Raw genomic sequence first — 18,766 nt, 5'->3', positions numbered from 1 at the left:
CCAGCCTGCGGTCGTTGTGTTGCCGTCGTGATCATGGCAGCCGGGCGTGCGATCAGACGCGGCGTGCGTCAGTTGTTCGTCCCTTCGATATGACCGCCAAAGCCGAAGCGCATCGCCGACAGCAGCTTTTCGGCGTAATTGTTGCCGGTGCGCGAACGGAACCGCGTGAACAGGGCGGCGGTGATGACGGGCACGGGCACCGCTTCCTCGATCGCGGCGTCGATGGTCCAGCGTCCCTCGCCCGAATCCGCGACATCGCCCTTGTAGTTCGACAGGTCGGGGTTCGCCGCCAGCGCCTGCGCCGACAGATCCAGCAGCCACGACGAAACGACGCTGCCACGACGCCAGACCTCGGCAATGTCGGGCATGTTCAGCTCGAAACGCTGCTCGGGGGGCAGTTCGGTGGAATTCTTCGACTTCATGACGTCAAAGCCTTCGGCGAAGGCCTGCATGATCCCGTATTCGATGCCGTTATGGACCATCTTGACGAAATGGCCCGACCCGGCGGGACCGCAATGCAGGTAGCCAAGTTCCGCGCGCGGATCGAGGCCCGGCTTGTCACGGCCCGGGGTGCGCGGCACGTCGCCAAGTCCCGGCGCCAGCGCGCGCAGGATCGGGTCGATGTGGTCGGTGGCATCCTTGGTGCCGCCGTACATCATGCAGTATCCGCGCTCCAGCCCCCAGACGCCGCCGGACGTGCCGACATCGACGTAATGGATCCCCTTTTCCGCCAGCACGCCGGCGCGACGGATGTCATCCTTGTAAAAGGAGTTGCCGCCATCGATCAGGATGTCGCCCTTGCCCAGGATGCCACCAAGTTCCTCAACCGCGGCTTCGGTCACGGCACCGGCGGGCAGCATCAGCCAGATGATCTTGCGATCGGCCGTCAGCTTTGACGCCATGTCCTTCAGACCGGTGGCGGGCTTCGTCTTTCCCGCCTCCGCACGCTCGCTTACCTTGGAAATCACGGCCGGATCACGGTCGTAAAGGACCACGTCATGGCCATGACGCGTCAGGCGGACGGAGATGTTCCCCCCCATCTTACCCAGGCCGACGATACCGATTTGCATGATTGTTGATACTCCTGATGTGGAATTCCCGCTGCCCCCGCCTGCCGGGCATACGCACGTCCATCGGGCACGGGCGTCCCGGCAGGGAAAGGCAGGGCCAATGACCCCGCCATTGATCCATCAATGGCGGGGCGGCGCATTGCGGTGGATCAGACCGCGGCCTTTATGATCTGTCCCAGTTTTTCAAGCCCGGCCTTCAGCCCGCCATGAATGTGCACCCGCAGGGCACGGCGGCCGCGTTCGCCAAGGACCTCCAGGTCGCCGCGCGCCTGCGCTTCCTTGACGATGCCAAAGGTGTATTTTTCCCCCGGAACCGGCAGGTTGATCGCATCGTCGCAGGTGATCTGCAGGAACACGCCCGTGTCGGGACCGCCCTTGTAGGCCTGGCCGGTGGAATGCTGGAAACGCGGGCCGAATTCGGCCGCCGTCGCCAGCTTCAGCGCATCGCGGATCGACAGGCGCACCGTCTGGATCCATTCGCGCGTCGCCGTGTCACGTTCGATATAGGCCAGCAGGGCGACATAATCCCCGGCCTTGCCACGGGCGAAATGCGCCTTGAGGATTTCCTCCGCCGTCTTGCCGCCCTTCAGCGCGGCCGCGTTCTTCGGATCGGCATAGAACGCGAACGTTCCGTCCTTGGCGAAGGGTTCGTACGGCGGCAGCTTGCCGGTTTCGTTATAGGCGGTGGTGATCTTCTTGGTCTCGATCTTCGAGGCCTCGACATCCGGCTGGTCAAAGGCGTTGATGCCGATGATCGAGCCCGCGACCGCCGTCGCGAATTCCCAGCGGAAGAATTCCTCGACGATCTGGCGCTTTTCATGCAGCTCGATGGTCACGACCGGCTCACCCGCCGCGATCAGGGCCTTGAACGCCGCGTCCTGCTTCTCGCACGGCTTTTCCGCCAGACGCAGGTAGATGAACACGCGATCCTTGCCATAGACGGAGGCCGGACCCGCCGTTTCGTCGTCAATAGGGATCAGCCCGCGACCGTTCTTGCCCGTCGATTCCGCAAGCAGCTGCTCCAGCCACGCGCCCATGTCGTAAATCGCGGGGGAGGCAAGGATCGTCACCTTGTCACGCCCGAACGACTTTGCCGCGACCCCCAGCACGCTGCCGAGGATGACGCCGGGATTCTGCGCCGGCGGGACCGAGGCCGCGCACGACTTTTCACCCCGCAGCGCCGATTCCAGCAGAAGCCGCAGCGGCAGGCCCGCGACGGCGGCAGGCACGATGCCGAAATCGGACAGGACGGAATAACGTCCGCCGATCTGCTTTTCGCCATAGAAGGTCTTCCAGAACCCGTCGCGCTTTGCCACGGCTTCCATGTGCGACCCCGGATCGGTCACGGCGATGAAATGCGAACCGACCTTGTCGCCCAGCACCTTCTTCGCCTGGTCATAGAAATAGGCCTTCAGGATATTGGGCTCCAGCGTACCGCCCGACTTGGACGAAACGATGAACAGCGTCTTGGAAATGTCGATCTTGTCCTCGAACGCCTTGACCTGCTGCGGATCGGTGCTGTCGAGGACATACAGGTGGGGGAAGCCCTCGTGCTTGCCGAACGTCACGGACAGGACTTCCGGCCCGAGGCTCGATCCCCCCATGCCCAGCAGCAGCGCATCGCGGAAGCCGCGCGCCTTCACCTCGGCCTGGAATTCCTCGAACTTCGACAGGGCAGCCAGCTGGTCGTCAACGATCGACAGCCATTTCAGCCAGCTTGCCTCGTCCTTGCCGGTCCACAGGGTGGCGTCCCCATTCCACAGGCGGCGGACCTTGCCATCCTTGCGCCATTCCTCAAGCTCCGCCTTGACGGCCGCATCAAGCTCGGCCGGCAGGTTCAGCGTGGTGGTCGTGATCTTCTTGCCCACGAACGCCGCCTGCTTCGCCGCGACCGAACCCAGCAGTTCGTCAAACGCGTCCGCGAACGACTGCACGCCCTCGTCCACCAGCACGGTGGTCACGCCGTCAAGGTCGAGGCCAAGGCGCTTTGCCTCCGCCAGGACATGATGCGCGCCCTTGATGTCATGGGTCAGGGTCGGGGCCACCTTGCCATGGTCGCGGAAGGCGTCGAACGTCTTGGGCGGGATGGTGTTGACCGTTTCCTCGCCAATCAGGGCATCGACATACAGCACGTCGCTGAAGGACTTGTCCTTCGTGCCCGTGCTGGCCCACAGCAGGCGCTGCGGACGCGCGCCCGCCGCCGCCAGCTTCTGCCAGCGCGCGCTCTTGACCACGCCCTGCCAGTATTCATAGGCGGCCTTGGCGTTCGCGATGGCAACCTTGCCACGCAGCGCCTTCAGCGCGGCGGCATCCTTGTCGCCCGCGGCGACGCGGCGGTCGATTTCGCCATCGATCTTCACGTCAATGCGGCTGACGAAGAAGGAGGCGACGCTGGCGAGGCCGGAAATGCTCTCTCCTTTCGCCAGACGGTCCTCAAGCCCCGCGATATAGGCCTCGAGGACCTTCTTGTACGCCTCGATGGAGAAGAGGAGCGTGACGTTGACGTTGATCCCTTCGGAAATCGCGGTGCGCACGGCGGGCGCGCCCTGATCGGTGCCGGGGATCTTGATCATCAGGTTGGCGGCATCCACCGCCTTCCACAGGCGCCGGGCCTCGTTGATGGTGCCCTGCGTGTCGCGGGCAAGGTAGGGAGAGACCTCGAGGCTGACATAGCCATCGACGCCCCTGGTCTCTTCATAGACGGGGTACAGGACCTTGGCGGCGTTGCAGATATCCTCGATCGCCAGCAGTTCGTACAGCGTGCCCGCGTCAACGATCTTGTGTTCAAGGATGGAGCGGATCTGCGGATCGTAATCCGTGCCCTGCCCCATCGCCTTCTGGAAGATGGAGGGGTTGGAGGTCACGCCCTTCAGCCCGTCCTCGTCCACCAGTTTCTTCAGGCTGCCGTCGGCGGTATAGGAACGCTGGATGAAGTCCAGCCATGGCGACTGTCCATACTTCGCCAGCTGCTTTAACGGATTTTCCGCGCCGTCCCGGCCTGTTTCGTGCACACTCATCTCTGTGCATTCCCTTCTTTTCATGGGCGGGTCGATCGCGCGGCCTGTGCCGCGACAATCACCCGCCTGATCCTGACAAAACCAGAACAGGGCCACATCAGGGCCCTGTTCCGTTGTAAATGACAGTCTATGACGCCCTGGTGGCGAGCTGTTTGCGGGCTTCGGCCACCACCGCATCAACGGTAAAGCCGAACTTCACCTCCAGCTGTTCCGCCGGGGCGGAAGCGCCGAACGTGTGCATGACGATGGTCGCGCCCGTCAGCCCGACATAACGGTCCCATCCCAGCTGGGCCGCCTGCTCCACCGCCACGCGGGCCGTGACGTCGGGCGGCAGCACGCTGTCGCGATAGGATTTGGGCTGGGCCTCGAACAGGTCCCACGACGGCATCGAGACGACGCGCGCCTTTACCCCTTCGGCCTTGAGCTGTTCGTACGCCTTTACCACCAGACCGACCTCGCTGCCTGTTGCCATAAGAATGACATCGGGCTTCCCGTCGGCATCCGCAAGGACATAGGCCCCTTTTGCCAGCCCCGACGCAGGCGCATAGGTCTTGCGGCAGATGGTCGGCAGGTTCTGGCGGCTCAGCACCAGCACGGACGGGCGGTCCATCATCGGAACCAGGGTGCGCCATGCCTCGGCCACCTCGTTCGCGTCGGACGGACGGATCAGGGTGACGCCCGGCGTCGCCCGCAGCTGCGCCAGCTGCTCGATCGGCTGATGGGTCGGTCCATCCTCGCCCACGCCAATGGAGTCATGGGTGAAGATATAGACGACCGGAAGCTTCATCAGCGCCGACAGGCGGATCGGCGGCTTCATGTAGTCGGAGAAGATCAGGAAGCCCGAGCAGTAGGGCCGCAGCCCCGCCAGCGCGATGCCGTTGCAGATCGATCCCATCGCGTGTTCGCGCACACCGAAATGCAGGTTGCGTCCGCCATAGGTCGCCCCCCATTCCGGCGGCTGGAAATCGCCCGCGCCCTCGAACGTCAGGTGCGTCTTGGTGGAGGGCGAAAGGTCCGCCGACCCGCCGATCATCCACGGATAGTTGAGGGCCACCTGGTTGAGCACCTTGGCCGAGCTTGCGCGCGAGGCGATGCCCTTCGCATCGGCGGGGAAGGTCGCGATGTCCTTGTCCCACCCTTCGGGCAGGCTGCCCGCGAAGATGCTGTCGAGCTGGGCCGCGAGTTCGGGATATTCCTTGCGATAGCCCGCGAACAGTTCGTACCACGCCTTGCTCGCCGCGGCGCCGCGCGTGGCGATCCCCTGGCGGAAATGTTCCGGCACGCCGTCGGGGACATAGAAGTTCTTGTCTTCCGGCCAGCCATAGAATTTCTTGGTCTCGCGCACTTCCTCGACACCCAGCGGCGAACCGTGGGCCTCCGCCGTGCCGGCCTTGTGCGGCGAACCCCAGCCAATGATCGAATGCACGATGATCAGCGTCGGGCGCGACGTCTCGGCCTTGGCCTCTTCCAGCAGGCGGCGGAAATCGCCCGTGTCGTTGGCGTCGCGCAGTTCGAGCACGTGCCAACCATAGGCCTCGAAACGCTTGTGCACGTTCTCGGTAAAGGCGATGTGGGTGTCACCCTCGATGGAAATGCGGTTGCTGTCGTAGATCCATGTCAGGTTCCCCAGCTTGAGGTGACCGGCTACGGATGCCGCCTCGCTGGAGATGCCTTCCATGTTGTCGCCATCACCGCAGAACGTATAGATGTGATAGTCGAACAGCTTGAATTCCGGCTTGTTGAAGCGCGTCGCCAGCCATTTTTCCGCGATCGCCATGCCGACGGAATTGCCGCAGCCCTGGCCCAGCGGGCCGGTCGTGGTTTCCACGCCGCTGGTATGGCCATGTTCGGGATGGCCCGGCGTGCGGGAATCAAGCTGACGGAACTGCTCGATATCCTTGATCGTCAGCGACGGCGCGTCGATCACCTTGCCGTCCTTCAGGTCGCGGACCCCCGCGAGGTAGATCAGCGAATACAGCAGCATCGACGCGTGGCCGATCGACAGGACGAAACGGTCGCGGTTCGGCCACAGCGGGTTGGCCGGGTCATAGTTCAGGACATCGCGCCACAGGGTATAGGCCGGCGGCGCAAGCGCCATGGCCGTGCCCGGATGGCCCGAATTGGCCTTCTGCACCGCATCCATGGACAGCGTGCGGATCGTGTTGATGCACAGCGTGTCAATGTTGGCGGGCATGCTGCCGCCACCTTCTGGTGCCCTTGCGGGACAGGGAAACAATGAATGCATAAAACCACTCTCCTTCATCCTGACTGCCCCGATCCGCAACATGCCTGATGAAATCGGGACCGGCGGCAGATCCACCGGCATCCTGACACTTCGACAAAACGCACATCACGTAACAGGCGCCGGCGTCCCGGCACGCGCCCATCAGGGGCGCGGCATGGGCGCGATATGCCGGGGCCTGTCCGAAACGGTTGATGGGGCAACCGTTTTACGCACAATCTCATGACCACCTTATGGGAACAAGCCACCACATCCGGCACGACAGCCCCCGTATTGAAGGCCCGAACCGCGCGCGATGCCAGCCTTGCTGAATCACGACTGCTCGACCCCCTGATGCCTGATCGTAACGACCGCCATGGCGCAAGGCTCCCGTCACGAAGCCATGGCGCGTTCCGGGGGCCACGAAAATGACATGACCCCGTGGTCTGGACACAAAAGGAGGGCGGCCCGCTTCTTGCGAAGGGTCCCGGCATTGCGTAATCATCATGCGACGCCGCACGCACCCATGCAGGCGCGACGCGACCCGCGCGTCGCAACGGCGGCTCCGCCCCATGTTTCAACCCCGCACGCGAGGCAGGCCCATGACCAAGACAATCGCCAGCGGCGACCCCGCCGCGACCGCATCGGAACAGACCTTCACGACCACCCAGATCGCGGATCTGTTCCTGTCGGCGGCGCGTGACGGGGAAACGGACCTGGTCAGGGAATTCCTGCGGGCGGGAATCGACCCCGATGTCCGTAATGACAAGGGATATACCGCGCTGATCCTGGCCGGTTACAACGGACATGCCGATACGGTGCGCGCCCTGCTCGAAGGGGGGGCGGCGCCCGACCTTCAGGACCAGAAGGGTGCCACGGCCCTGGCGGGCGTGGCGTTCAAGGGCGACCTGCCCAGCGCGCGCACCCTGATCGCGCACGGGGCGAAAATCGACATCCCCAACGGGGTCGGCCGCACGCCGCTGATCTTCGCGGTCATGTTCAACCGCGACCCGATGGTCGCCCTGCTGCTGGAACACGGGGCCGATCCCGACCTGCGCGATGGCGAAGGGGTCAGCGCGCGCATGCTCGCCACCCGGCAGGGCAATACCGAACTGCTCGCACTGATGGGGGCCAAGGCGGCAGAGGGCTGATCCGTCCGTCCGTTTTTTCGGGTCTTTTTCCCCTTTTCATTTTCCTGTCATCCGTCAGCATGCGCCTGCATGCCGGCCCCGCATGCCGACACAGTTCGCGTTTCAGTGGAACCCCAATGCAATGAGCCGTTTCTGGAGTCCCGTCGTCCATCGCCTGACCCCCTACGTGCCGGGGGAACAGCCGCGAATGACCAACCTCATCAAGCTCAACACCAACGAATCCCCCTATGGTCCGTCCCCCCGGGCGCTGGCGGCCATCCGGGCGGCGACGGACGACACGCTGCGCCTGTATCCCGACCCGTCCGCGCTGGCCCTGCGCCAGGCGATCGGGCGCGCGCATGACGTCCCGGCTGAGCATGTCTTTGTCGGCAATGGCTCGGACGAGGTGCTGGCCCATACGTTCCAGGCGCTGCTCAGGCATGAGCGGCCGCTGCTGTTCCCCGACATTTCCTACAGCTTCTATCCCGTCTATTGCGGCCTGTATGAGATTACGGCCCAGACCGTGCCGCTGGATGACGGGATGCGCGTCAATGTGGCGGATTACATGCGCCCGTGCGGCGGCATCATCCTGCCCAACCCGAACGCCCCCACCGGCATGGCGCTGGGGCTGGCGGATATCGAGGCCCTGCTGACCCACCATCGCGACCAGGTGATCGTGGTGGACGAGGCGTATGTCGATTTCGGGGGGGAAAGCGCGATCGGCCTGACGGCGCGCCACGACAACCTGCTGGTGGTGCGCACCCTGTCCAAATCCAGCGCGCTGGCGGGGCTGCGTGTCGGTTACGCCGTGGGGCATCCCGACCTGATCGAGGCGCTGAACCGGGTCAAGGACAGTTTCAATTCCTATCCCCTCGACCGGCTGGCGCAGGCCGGGGCGATCGCCGCCATTGAAGATCGGGAATGGCTTGCCAATATACGTGCACGGGTCATAAGATCGCGCGACAGGCTGACAGACAGCCTGGGAAAGATGGGGTTCGAGGTTCTGCCCTCATGCGCGAATTTCGTATTCGCGCGCCATCCTGACCATGACGCGCTGGCTCTGGCCCAGAACCTGCGGGAACGGGCGATCATCGTGCGTCATTTCAGGACGCCCCGAATCGCCCAATGGCTCCGTATCACCATCGGGACCGAGGCCGAATGTCAGGCGCTGTGTGACGCGCTGGCTGACATCACGGCCACACACCGCGCCTGAGCCGCCCATACGCGCCATCAGGTCCGGCTGAACGGTTATCGCTGTCATGGCCCACGGGGGATGTCCCTTTGTGGGCATGGGGGCGTGCGTGCCCTTTCCATCCTGCCTGAACAGACGTCTTGTTTTCCATTCGAATGGATTATCATCATGCGTGCATTCCACGGACAGATGTCCGACAACCAGCCCATCCGCCGTTCGCTGGCGGAAAAGCAGAAGCAGCTGCGCGATCTGCGCGAAACCCTTGCGAACATGAAATCGCATACGGCGGCCTCCCTGCGCGAAAGTGTGCAGAAACGCATCCGCCAGCTTGAGGCCGAACTGGCCGCCGCCCCGGCGATGAAGGCACCCGCCAAGGGGCGTGACGCCGGCGATCGCGCGCCTTCACGTTCCCCCCGCCGTCGCCCCGAACGGGGCTGAACGGGGGGCCAGGGTCCAGAAACGTTTTCCAAGGATCCTGTTGCCATCAAATGCCGGCGGCAAACCTCAGGGCTCTGCCCTGAAACCCGCCAAAGGTCACAGACCTTTGGAAACCACCATACATCAACGAACCTGGGCGCAGGGGCCTGTCAGGTCCGGGTAGAATCCGAAACCTCCCCGTCCCTTTGAAGGGGCACATTTCAACGACTAAAGACTGCCTGAAACGACAGGCCTGATAATATCCTGAAATCATAAAAGTTTTTGGTGAAGCTTTTTTCAAAAAGCTTCAGGAAACGTCGCCTTTTTGAAAAAAGGCGACACCCAAAAACTTTTGTTGTTTTCAAGCCGTTCCCAACGCTCACCCTCACCCAACGCCATCCCATATAAAAAAGCGCGGACCTGCCAGGCGGGTCCGCGCTTTTTTATGGTCAGGACCTTCCCCGCACCGGCTGGCGCGGGGAAACCCCGGATACCTTTTAGTGATGGTCGGCGGCAGCCAGTTCCTCGGCAATGTCGCCACGGGCTGCGGCTTCGTCCATGTAACGACGCGCCTCAGGCGAAATCGTCAGCGTGATGGTCAGCAGCGCGGACAGCAGATACAGGCCGGAGAAGATCCAGATGATCCCCTCGATCCCATGCCAGGATTCGAACCACGTGACCACGGCCGGGCCAACCCATGTGCTGGCACCCGCGCCAAGGCCCAGCGCGGACAGCGCCGCCGCCTTTTCCTTGGGGCAGATCTGCGGCATCAGGCCCGACAGCGGGACGAAAGCCGCAACCGTCGCGCCATACAGCGCGCCCATGGCCGCCGCGATGGCAAAGTTGCCGGGGAACATCAGCGGCACATAGTAGAACAGCAGCACCGTGATGGCGGCACCGACACCGCCACCGATGGCGACGACCGAACGATGGCCAAGACGGTCAGCCATCATGCCCGAGACAAGGTTCACCAGGATGTTCGCCAGGAAGATGATCGACAGCAGCTGCAGCCACTGCGATAGCGAGAAGCCGATGACCTTGGTGAAGAACGCCGGCATGATGACCAGGAACGCATATTCCGACGCCGTGTCGATGATGCGCACGATCATGGCGATGAACGTCTTGGGTTCACGCCACAGGATGCTGACGGAGCTGAAGAAGATCGTGCCCGCCGCCGTGCCCGGGGGGGCAAGGCGCTTGCTGCCCGTCGGCTCACGCGTCATCAGCAGCGCAAGCAGGCCGCCGAACAGCACCAGCACCAGCGAACTCCAGAACGTCATCATTTCCCCGATCACGGGGATGGCGAAACTGGCAAACAGCGACCCCAGCGTGGGCAGCCCGCCGGAGAAGGCGAACCAGAACCAGCCTGCGGCCGAACCCAGCTGATGGCGCGGCGTGGCCGCGGCGATCCAGACAAGGAAGCCATACGTGAACAGCGGATAGCCGAAGCCACGCATCGTATAGGCCGCCAGCATGATGGAATAGCTGTTGGTCGCGACACCCATCGACAGGAACGCAACCTCGAACACGGCCCAGATCGCAAGGCCGATCCACATGACCCGCTTGGGTCCCCACAGGTCGGACAGCGGGCCCGACACCCATGAGGAGATGGAAACAGTCACTCCATAAATCGTGAAGAGCAGCGCGGTGTCACGCGACGATATGCCCTGCCCTTCAAGATACGGCGCAAGATAGCCTGCCTCCACGCCGTCACCGATCATGAAGAACAGCAGGCCGACGAACCCCCAGAACAGGGGCGTGGGTATGCCGAGCTTGTCAGCAAACGAAGTTCGTTGGGACAGAACGTCTGTCTGTTTCAAGGGGAGATACTCCTCTTTCACAGGCAGCCAACATCAGATTGAGGGGCTCCGCCTCATTGCGGAGCATCGATGCGGACTGCGTCCACGATGCCCCGGCATGCCGGGTTTCGATCGTGGAACCTCAGGTAAAAAAAGCGCGGTTACGCAAGATGCGCCCGCACGCACGGGCGGAAGAACGCCGCAAGCCGAAAGCCCCGCCACACGGATGCACCATGTCCGGGCGATTTGCGGTTCATTGCCAGCCGTTGTCATGTCGTCCATCACGGCCTGAAATACGGGTCACGATATCGGCATCAGACATGATATGTGACAGTCATCGTATTCGTCCTCACCTGTATCAGGGGCGAAAATTCGCCTTCATGAAGGGACGGATGGACCATAAATTTTTAAGATGTGCAAAATCATTACGATACCGAACGATTCTGCAGGGCCATATGTCTGTGCACCTCCCGGTTTCAGGCAACGCAATATATCGAGTGGCTGATTTTATACTCAAAAGAACATCAGAATGTAAGCAAATTTCAAATTTTTGGCGCAATTGTTATTTGTTGCTGATTCCACAAGGATTTTTTTGACATACATTGAGACATCGACACATCTTTTCCCCGTCATGCCTTGCTGGCATACTCTGGCCGCGCCCATTTCGCCGTGCCGACAGGCCGCATGCCACGGCGAAAGTCCCGTTTTTTCGAATGTCGCCACCACCCAAGGGGGCACCAGGTCATGGAACATTCCAAAGTGAGCCTCTTCACCCGTCTCGTTTTCCCCACGGTTTCCGTTCTTGCCCTCCTGCCTGCGTACCTGTCCGCGCCGGCAATGGCGGAGACGCTTGCCACCCAGAAGGTGCAGCGCGCGATGGACGTGCTGCAGTTCAAGCCGGACGCCGCAAGCAAGAGCTGCATCGAAAAACTCGAGGAACTGCACAAGATGCAGGCCGTCATCCAGAAATCGAGCGAGAGCAACACCCGCGACCCGGACATGTCACTGGCCCATGATGTGATGGAATCGGATTACGAGGACGCAACCGAAAGCTGCGTTCCCGATGCCGCAAAGCTGTGCGGTGGCAAACAGTTCCAGTCCAATGCGCGTTTTTCACAGTCATGTGAGAGTCTGGACGCCCTGATGTCCATCGACGGATCATCGGAAGGCGAGGAAATGGTCACCGCGCCAGTAGGAAACTCCCCTTCCGACGGGTCCTGATCCCCGCGCGGTTTCCCTTTCCCCCGGAAACCGCGTGAGAGACGTCCTGTGATCATAAGAAAGTTTTTGGTGAAGCTTTTTTCTTCAAAAAAGCTTCAGGGGAACGTCGCCTTTTTGAAAAAAGGCGACACCCGGAAACTTCTGTTGTTTTATCGGCAGGCTGTTTTCCGGCAGCCCTGACACGGCGTCAGCCCGTCGCCGGCAGTGCCTCAAGCAGGCGCAGTCCCTCCGCATTGCCCAGGACGGCGGCCTTTTCGCGGGGACTCAGCACGGCGCGGGCCGACTGAAGGTCGGGGGCCTCCTGCAGCTTGACCAGCCCGACCAGAAGGTTGGCGTCGATCGGATCCCCCCTGTGCCGCGGCGGCGGCAGCATGGCGCAATGCAGCGCCAGCAGCGCCGGGTGCGACCGCAACGTCGCCAGCGCGTCGGCAATGGGATGCCCAGCCATGTCACGCAGGTTGCGCACCGCGCGCACCAGCACGTCGGGGGGTGATGTCTCCTCCGGGATCAGCAGCAGTCCCATGCGGCGCAGTTCCTGACCGGCGGCGCGGTTCCCCGTCAGGATCGCCAGCGGAATGGCAAGCACCAGCCCCAGCAGCACCGGCAGCATCCACAGGAACAGCGACAGCGACACGCTCCACGCCGCAATCCCCAGCACGACGCCGAACGCGGTATAGCCCGCGTACAGGCGGGCATTCTGCATGACGGGCACGCCCCCGTCATCGCGACGCTGCGCATTCCATCCCGAATCGCGTCCCATCAGGATCGAAATGACGCCCATCGTCTGGATCAGCATCGCCACGGGCGCGACCAGACCACCCAGCACCGTTTCGACGACCATCGACAGGGCGGCGCGGACCGCGCCACCGCATCCCCGCCGCAACCGTCCGTCAAACAGCAGCGCGACATAGGCCAGCATTTTCGGCGCAAGCAGGATGCCCATCGTGCACAGGAACATGAAACGCGCCTGCACCGGATCGACATGGGGCCAGTGGGGATACAGGATCTTGGTGTCGCCAAAATATTCCGGCCGCGAAAAACGGTTCTGCAGCGACACGAGGATGCCCGCCAGTAGGAACACGAGCCACAGCGGCGACGTCACATACGACCCGATCCCCATCAGCATGTGCAGGCGGCTGATCCAGTGCAGCCCCCGGGCCGACAGGACCTTGGCATGCTGCAGGTTGCCCTGGCACCAGCGCCGGTCGCGGATGGCGATATCGGTCAGCGAGGGGGGGCTTTCCTCATACGATCCCATCAGGGCGGGCACCATGTGGATGGCCCATCCCCCACGGCGCATCAGCGCGGCCTCGACGAAATCATGGCTCATGATCGCGCCGCCAAACGGCTTGCGCCCCGGCAGGTGCGGCAGGGCGGCCTGTTCGGCAAAGGCACGGGTGCGGATGACCGCGTTATGGCCCCAGTAATTCCCCTCCGACCCATGCCACCATGCGATGCCGTGGGCGATCAGCGGGCCGTACACCCTGCCGGCGAACTGCTGCATGCGGGCAAACAGGGTCGTGCCATTGACGATCACCGGCAGGGACTGGATCAGCCCGACGCCCGGATTGGCCTCCATCGCGGCGGTCAGGCGCACGATGGTGTCGCCCGCCATCACGCTGTCGGCATCAAGCGTGATCATCTGTTCGTACGCCGCGCCGAAACGGCGGACCCATTCGGCGACATTTCCGGCCTTGCGGTCGATATTCTGCGCCCGCCGACGGTAATAGATGCGTATGCCATCGCCTGTCGCGCGGCGCAGGGCCATATACGCCCCTTCCTCCGCCACCCAGACATCGGGGTCCGTGGTGTCCGACAGGATGAACAGGTCGAACGCCGCCGCCTGACCCGTCGCGACCAGACTGTCGCAGACCGCGCGCAGGCCCGCCATCACACGGCCCGGATCCTCGTTATAGGTCGGCATCAAAAGTGCGGTGCGCGTGCGCAGCGTGGGCAATGGCCCGTCACGATGGATCCCCAGCCCCAGCCCCCCCTTCGTCATCAGGGAGCCAAACCCCGCCAGCGCCGAGGTAAAGGCCAGCGCGATCCACAGGAACAGCACCACGAACAGCACCAGCATGACGATACCGGCGATGGAGACGCTGATGGCGTTGAACACGAGGTTCATTTCATAGGTGGCCCACCCCGTCAGCGCCAGCGCGCCGCCAAGGACAAGGCACCGGCGCACCACGATACCCGACCACTGCGTAACGGGCGTGCCGGCATGTCCGCCCGGCGGCAGTTGCGACAGCGGATGGACCGGCATGTCCAGCGGGGCCGGCAGCGGCAGGGTGGCATAGGTATCCGCCGACGCGGCGGCCTGTGGCTGCGGGGTGGGCTGCACCCCGGAATGCCCCGCAGCCGCCCCGCGCGTCACGGCGTCCATCGATAGACCCAGTCCTCTGACACCGTCCCCTGATCATTCGCCAGGGAGCAGTCGAGTTCGGCGATACGGGCATCCTTCGGGTCGAATTCGAACGTGGCGCGCCAGCCATGGATGTCGGGATTGGGCTCGACCACCACGTTGCGGATCTCCCCGGCCGAAGTGCGGTTCTGCAGGTGGAATTTCGCATTTGGCGGCAGGTGTTCAAAGGGCGCGCCATCGAAATCTATGTCGAAGAAGCGGGTATGCGACCCATCGGTGGACGCCCCCACGCGCGTTGCGGCGACCCGCGCCATATGGGTGGGCCATGGCGTGTCCCATCCCCAGTACATGCGATAGGTAAAGGCATATTCATGCCCCGCCGTCATCGTATCGCGCGGCCGCCAGAACGCGACGATATTGTCGTTGACCTCGTTGGGGGTCGGAATTTCCACAAGGTCCACGCTGCCCGCGCCCCAGTCGCCGATCGGCTCGATCCACAGCGAGGGACGCTTTTCGTAGCTGAGGGACAGATCCTCGAAATCGGTAAAGGCGCGCTTGCGCTGCATCAGGCCAAAGCCATGGGGCCGGACATCGGCGAACGCCGAAAACTGCAGGTCCTGCGGATTGCGCAACGGACGCCACAGCTGCTGGCCGCCGCCGGTCCACATCGACAGTGCCTCGCTATCATGGGCGGCTGGCCGCCAGTCATCGACATGGTTGCGGTCGTTCGCATCGAAATAGAACATCCCCGTCAGCGGCGCGATGCCGGACTGGGCGATTTCCTTGCGCGGATAGAGATAGGTCTGCACATCGAAGACCGTCGTCTCGCCCGGGCGGATGGTGAACCGGAACGCCCCCGTCAGCGACGGACTGTCAAGCAGCGCATGCACGACCACGCTGTCCACGCCAGAGCGCGGCTTTTCCAGCCAGTAGGCGCGGAACAGGGCAAATTCCTCGCCCTTCGGGTCGCCCGTGCCATCGGCGAATCCCCGCGCCGACAGGCCATAATTCTGTCCCTTGGCGACGGCACGGAAATAGGACGCGCCAAGGAAGACGCAGAATTCCTCCATCACGCCGGGCGTATTGATCGGCGCGCGGATACGCAGCCCGGAAAAGCCGAGGCTGTCCTCCACCCGCAGCGCCGGGTTGCCATAGGTAAACAGGTCCGGGGAATAGGGCACCGGCGCGGCCTTGCCGTCGATGACCTCATACATCTCGATCCGGGGACGGTAGAGATAGCCGCGCGGGAAGAATTCCACGTCGAAGCCCAGGTCCTCCCCATGCCACAGCGCCTGTTCGGGGCGATAGGCGATGGAGGTGAACTGATCGAAATTCATGTCCCGTATGGCGGCGGGCAATGTTTCCTCAGGCGCGTGATAGGCCTGCTGCGACAGGCGATGCGCAAGCTGCCTTACGGTGGTGTCATCGAAAACCGTCGTGCCCGCGGGATCCGCCGCCCGTGCGCCGCGAAGCGTGCCAACGCCCCCGAACATGGAAAGAACCGACAGGCTTGCCCCGGCTTTTACAATATCACGTCGCAACACTGAAAATATTCCCCGATCATTATCATTATCGGTCCGCCGCGGGCAAATGCCGCGATGGACATCTTTATCAATCGAACCCGCGTCATTTCAGCGCGGTGGCAGTATGGTCATTCTTTCCTACACATCACGGCATGGCTTTTTCACGGCACCTCGCACATCGCCGCCATTTCCGCCAGCGGCGCCTCGACCGCCTGACGGGAAAGCCGTTCAATTTCCCTGTAAAGTGCCAGAACCCTGTGCCCGTCCTCGGACAGGCCCGCGCCGCCGCCGCCGCCCGGACGCGCAGCGACAAGCGGCCGGACGAAAACGCCATTCATCGATTCCACCAGAAGCCACGCCCGACGATAGGACATGCCCATGGCCCGCGCCGCCGCCGAGATGGAGCCTGTTTCCTCGATCTGTTCCAGCAGGCGGATCTTGCCGTGTCCCAGAAGGGGCTTGCCATTGGCATCAATACGTAACGTAAGACGCAGATCCGTCATTCTGTCATGTGCTCCTGCACCGTGGGATAGGATGGCCATTCCGGACAGAAATAACCGGTATATGACTATATCGTCCAATAAAGCCGGGAAATGTTTTATTATATGTCCCGTCTATACGCACAGTGGTGAAAATGACAGCACAATGGCGCCCCATGTACCGTTCCGACCTGTCACGGATTCAGGCGCTGGCTGGCACGATCCACCCTGCCTATCCCGAAGATGACGCCGTTTTTGCCCAGCGCCTGTGCTTATGTCCCGCGGGCTGCCTTGTGCTTGCGACGCCAGACGCGACGGCGGGGTATTTACTGAGCCACCCGTGGCGACGCGGCGCGCCACCGCGCCTGAACACCCTGCTGGACGGCCTGCCGCCACGACCGGACTGCTGGTACGTGCATGACCTTGCCATCGCGCCTGCCTGGCGGGGACAGGGTGCTGCCGGCACGGCGCTGGATCTGGTGGAACGGATCGCGCGGCAGGCGGGATTCAGGCACATGGAACTGGTCGCGACATCCGGGGCCGTACCGTTCTGGACACACCGTGGCTTCACACCCGCACCGGACGGCGCCACCCTTGCGGCTTCTTACGGGAACGGAGCACGCCTGATGGAACGCCCCGTCACATGACCGACATGACAGGGCTTAAAGTCCGGAATGGTCAATAACACCCTGAATCATAATAAAAGTTTTTGGTGAAGCTTTTTTCAAAAAGCTTCAGGGGAACGTCACCTTTTTGAAAAAAGGCGACACCCAAAAACTTCTGTCACTTTCTCAGCCGGGCTGTTTTCAGGCACTCTCCCTTGCGCCGCACCCACCAGAAGGGGATGCGGCGCAGGAACGGTCCGCTCAGTCGGGAAGGCTGGCGCGCACGCCACGGCTGCGGATGGCCTGACGCGCCGCCACGATCGCCTGCGTCAGCTGCGGCGTCTGGATATCGCGCCACCCATCGAACGCCGGCAGCGCAAGGGCGGCGGCAAGGTCAGGGTCACGGGCCAGCGCCACCTCCCCTTCGGTCAGGGTCGGCTCCAGCGGGGTATAGGTCCCCCCCTTTTCATCGACGCCACGCAGCATTTCCAGATAGGCGGCAAGGCCGAAGGCGATGCGGGACAGATCATGCCCGGACTGCAGCGACCGGCGCACCGTATCGGTCCAGAAAACCTGTGACTTCGACGCGCCATCGCTGCAGATACGCAGCAGGGTGTCCGCCACGGCGCGGTTGGAAAAGCGGCTGATGACCTTGCGGCGATAGGCGTCGGGATCCAGCCCTGCCGGCGCCTCGATCTGCGGCATGACATCCTTTTGCAGATAGGCATTGATGAAACGACGCAGGTCTTCATCCGCGATGGCGTCATGGACGTAACGATACCCCAGCAGCAGGCCCAGCGCCCCCAGCGTCACGTGCGAGGCGTTGAGCATGCGCACCTTCACCTGCTCGTATCCGGTCACGTCCCGCACGAATTCCACCCCGGCCTTTTCCAGCGGGGGGCGACCGGCGCAGAAACTGTCTTCGAGGACCCACTGGCTGAAATCCTCCGCCAGTACCGGCAGCGCGTCATCCAGCCCGCTTTCGCGGTTCAGGTTCGTGCGCGTCTGCGCATCCACGCTGGGGGTAATGCGATCGACCATGCTGCATGGAAAGGTCACGTTGGCCTCGATCCACCGCGCCAGTTCGGGATCGCGGGCGCGCGCGTATCCGACAAAGGCGGTACGGGCCACGCGGCCATTATGGCGCAAGTTGTCGCAGGACATGACCGTAAACGGTCCCGTTCCCGCCGCGCGACGCCGGCGCAGGGCCTCCACCACGAACCCGAACACGGTGGATGGGACCTCCGGATCGGCAAGGTCGGCCTGCACGCGGGGGTTATCGACGCGGAATTCGCCGGTCTCCTCGTCAATGTTGTAACCACCTTCGGTGATGGTCATACTGACGATACGGGTCGCGGGATCACATAGCCGCGCCAGCACCGCCTGCGGATCGGCCGGGGCCAGCAGGTAATCACGCAGCACACCGATCACCCTGACACTGCGTCCCCCGTCGGCATCCACCTCCGTCAGGGAATACAGCCCGTCCTGCGCGCGAAAGGTTTCGGCCTTCTTCTCGCTGCGCGCACCCGACGTCAGGCCAACGCCCACGATGCCCCATGGACCCGGATTGCCCGCATCAAGGCAGCGTTCGACGTACCATGCCTCATGAGCGCGAAAAAAATTGCCCACGCCGAAATGCACGATTCCTGGCGCAAGGGTTGCCGGATCATAGGCCGGGCCACGCACACCTTTGGGAAGATTTCCAAGAATCGCTTTATTCAGCATAA

The 18,766-nt window shown here is 63.0% G+C and carries 14 protein-coding genes; 5 read left to right on the top strand and 9 right to left on the bottom strand.

Annotated elements, in window-relative coordinates; all coding sequences use genetic code 11:
- Positions 1 to 68 precede the first annotated feature (68 nt).
- From gnd to tkt, 3 genes are all read right to left on the bottom strand, one after another.
- Positions 69 to 1,070 (bottom strand): phosphogluconate dehydrogenase (NAD(+)-dependent, decarboxylating), encoded by a 1,002-nt coding sequence (gene gnd / locus NJLHNGOC_RS05705; protein ID WP_110527907.1) that lies wholly within the window; start codon positions 1,068 to 1,070, stop codon positions 69 to 71.
- A gap of 149 nt (positions 1,071 to 1,219) precedes the next feature.
- Positions 1,220 to 4,087: a bifunctional transaldolase/phosoglucose isomerase gene (locus NJLHNGOC_RS05700; protein ID WP_113595521.1), complete on the bottom strand. Its 2,868-nt coding sequence runs from the start codon at positions 4,085 to 4,087 to the stop codon at positions 1,220 to 1,222.
- 127 nt (positions 4,088 to 4,214) lie between these two features.
- Positions 4,215 to 6,281, bottom strand: a complete 2,067-nt coding sequence (gene tkt, locus NJLHNGOC_RS05695) for a transketolase (RefSeq protein WP_206059720.1) — start codon at positions 6,279 to 6,281, stop codon at positions 4,215 to 4,217.
- A 629-nt stretch (positions 6,282 to 6,910) separates the two neighbouring features.
- Here tkt and NJLHNGOC_RS05690 point away from each other — a divergent pair.
- From NJLHNGOC_RS05690 to NJLHNGOC_RS05680, 3 genes are all read left to right on the top strand, one after another.
- Positions 6,911 to 7,459 carry an ankyrin repeat domain-containing protein gene (locus NJLHNGOC_RS05690; RefSeq protein WP_113595519.1) on the top strand — a complete coding sequence of 183 codons (549 nt, stop codon included), beginning with the start codon at positions 6,911 to 6,913 and terminating at the stop codon, positions 7,457 to 7,459.
- A 121-nt stretch (positions 7,460 to 7,580) separates the two neighbouring features.
- Entirely contained in the window at positions 7,581 to 8,651 is a 1,071-nt protein-coding gene (gene hisC, locus NJLHNGOC_RS05685) for a histidinol-phosphate transaminase (RefSeq protein WP_113595604.1), read from the top strand.
- A gap of 147 nt (positions 8,652 to 8,798) precedes the next feature.
- Positions 8,799 to 9,068 (top strand): hypothetical protein, encoded by a 270-nt coding sequence (locus tag NJLHNGOC_RS05680; protein WP_113595603.1) that lies wholly within the window; start codon positions 8,799 to 8,801, stop codon positions 9,066 to 9,068.
- 476 nt (positions 9,069 to 9,544) lie between these two features.
- Here the strand turns inward: NJLHNGOC_RS05680 and NJLHNGOC_RS05670 are convergent, their stop codons facing one another.
- Both NJLHNGOC_RS05670 and NJLHNGOC_RS15605 read right to left on the bottom strand, forming a co-directional pair.
- On the bottom strand, positions 9,545 to 10,867 hold the full coding sequence (locus NJLHNGOC_RS05670) for an MFS transporter (RefSeq protein ID WP_113595517.1): 1,323 nt from the start codon (positions 10,865 to 10,867) through the stop codon (positions 9,545 to 9,547).
- A 492-nt stretch (positions 10,868 to 11,359) separates the two neighbouring features.
- Positions 11,360 to 11,599: a hypothetical protein gene (locus NJLHNGOC_RS15605; protein WP_133258669.1), complete on the bottom strand. Its 240-nt coding sequence runs from the start codon at positions 11,597 to 11,599 to the stop codon at positions 11,360 to 11,362.
- A 6-nt stretch (positions 11,600 to 11,605) separates the two neighbouring features.
- Here NJLHNGOC_RS15605 and NJLHNGOC_RS05665 point away from each other — a divergent pair, with 6 nt between their 5' ends.
- On the top strand, positions 11,606 to 12,067 hold the full coding sequence (locus NJLHNGOC_RS05665) for a hypothetical protein (RefSeq protein ID WP_239021360.1): 462 nt from the start codon (positions 11,606 to 11,608) through the stop codon (positions 12,065 to 12,067).
- A gap of 187 nt (positions 12,068 to 12,254) precedes the next feature.
- Here the strand turns inward: NJLHNGOC_RS05665 and mdoH are convergent, their stop codons facing one another.
- The 3 genes from mdoH to NJLHNGOC_RS05650 all read right to left on the bottom strand — a co-directional run bounded on the left by mdoH (position 12,255) and on the right by NJLHNGOC_RS05650 (position 16,458).
- Entirely contained in the window at positions 12,255 to 14,453 is a 2,199-nt protein-coding gene (mdoH, locus tag NJLHNGOC_RS05660) for a glucans biosynthesis glucosyltransferase MdoH (protein WP_113595515.1), read from the bottom strand.
- The gene (locus NJLHNGOC_RS05655; RefSeq protein WP_239021366.1) at positions 14,441 to 15,925 is read right to left on the bottom strand and encodes a glucan biosynthesis protein; all 1,485 of its coding nucleotides are present in this window, start codon (positions 15,923 to 15,925) and stop codon (positions 14,441 to 14,443) included. The genes mdoH and NJLHNGOC_RS05655 overlap by 13 nt, the downstream gene beginning before the upstream one ends.
- Positions 15,926 to 16,116: 191 nt before the next feature.
- On the bottom strand, positions 16,117 to 16,458 hold the full coding sequence (locus NJLHNGOC_RS05650; protein WP_113595513.1) for a winged helix-turn-helix domain-containing protein: 342 nt from the start codon (positions 16,456 to 16,458) through the stop codon (positions 16,117 to 16,119).
- 131 nt (positions 16,459 to 16,589) lie between these two features.
- Between NJLHNGOC_RS05650 and NJLHNGOC_RS05645 the strand changes: the two genes are divergently transcribed.
- Positions 16,590 to 17,081, top strand: a complete 492-nt coding sequence (locus tag NJLHNGOC_RS05645; RefSeq protein WP_113595602.1) for a GNAT family N-acetyltransferase — start codon at positions 16,590 to 16,592, stop codon at positions 17,079 to 17,081.
- Between the two features lie 219 nt (positions 17,082 to 17,300).
- Here the strand turns inward: NJLHNGOC_RS05645 and NJLHNGOC_RS05635 are convergent, their stop codons facing one another.
- Positions 17,301 to 18,764 (bottom strand): mannitol dehydrogenase family protein, encoded by a 1,464-nt coding sequence (locus tag NJLHNGOC_RS05635; RefSeq protein ID WP_113595601.1) that lies wholly within the window; start codon positions 18,762 to 18,764, stop codon positions 17,301 to 17,303.
- Positions 18,765 to 18,766 lie beyond the last annotated feature (2 nt).

Source organism: Novacetimonas cocois (genome assembly GCF_003311635.1).
GTDB lineage: Bacteria > Pseudomonadota > Alphaproteobacteria > Acetobacterales > Acetobacteraceae > Novacetimonas > Novacetimonas cocois.
This window is presented reverse-complemented; position numbering and strand designations above follow the sequence as displayed.

Excerpts from the sequence above, each read along its gene's own strand:
- gnd (WP_110527907.1), bottom strand. The coding sequence starts at position 1,070 with ATGCAAATCGGTATCGTCGGCCTGGGTAAGATGGGGGGGAACATCTCC.
- NJLHNGOC_RS05700 (WP_113595521.1), bottom strand. The coding sequence starts at position 4,087 with ATGAGTGTGCACGAAACAGGCCGGGACGGCGCGGAAAATCCGTTAAAG.
- tkt (WP_206059720.1), bottom strand. The coding sequence starts at position 6,281 with ATGCCCGCCAACATTGACACGCTGTGCATCAACACGATCCGCACGCTG.
- NJLHNGOC_RS05690 (WP_113595519.1), top strand. The coding sequence starts at position 6,911 with ATGACCAAGACAATCGCCAGCGGCGACCCCGCCGCGACCGCATCGGAA.
- hisC (WP_113595604.1), top strand. The coding sequence starts at position 7,581 with ATGAGCCGTTTCTGGAGTCCCGTCGTCCATCGCCTGACCCCCTACGTG.
- NJLHNGOC_RS05680 (WP_113595603.1), top strand. The coding sequence starts at position 8,799 with ATGCGTGCATTCCACGGACAGATGTCCGACAACCAGCCCATCCGCCGT.
- NJLHNGOC_RS15605 (WP_133258669.1), bottom strand. The coding sequence starts at position 11,599 with ATGTTCCATGACCTGGTGCCCCCTTGGGTGGTGGCGACATTCGAAAAA.
- mdoH (WP_113595515.1), bottom strand. The coding sequence starts at position 14,453 with ATGGACGCCGTGACGCGCGGGGCGGCTGCGGGGCATTCCGGGGTGCAG.
- NJLHNGOC_RS05655 (WP_239021366.1), bottom strand. The coding sequence starts at position 15,925 with ATGTTCGGGGGCGTTGGCACGCTTCGCGGCGCACGGGCGGCGGATCCC.
- NJLHNGOC_RS05650 (WP_113595513.1), bottom strand. The coding sequence starts at position 16,458 with ATGACGGATCTGCGTCTTACGTTACGTATTGATGCCAATGGCAAGCCC.
- NJLHNGOC_RS05645 (WP_113595602.1), top strand. The coding sequence starts at position 16,590 with ATGACAGCACAATGGCGCCCCATGTACCGTTCCGACCTGTCACGGATT.
- NJLHNGOC_RS05635 (WP_113595601.1), bottom strand. The coding sequence starts at position 18,764 with ATGCTGAATAAAGCGATTCTTGGAAATCTTCCCAAAGGTGTGCGTGGC.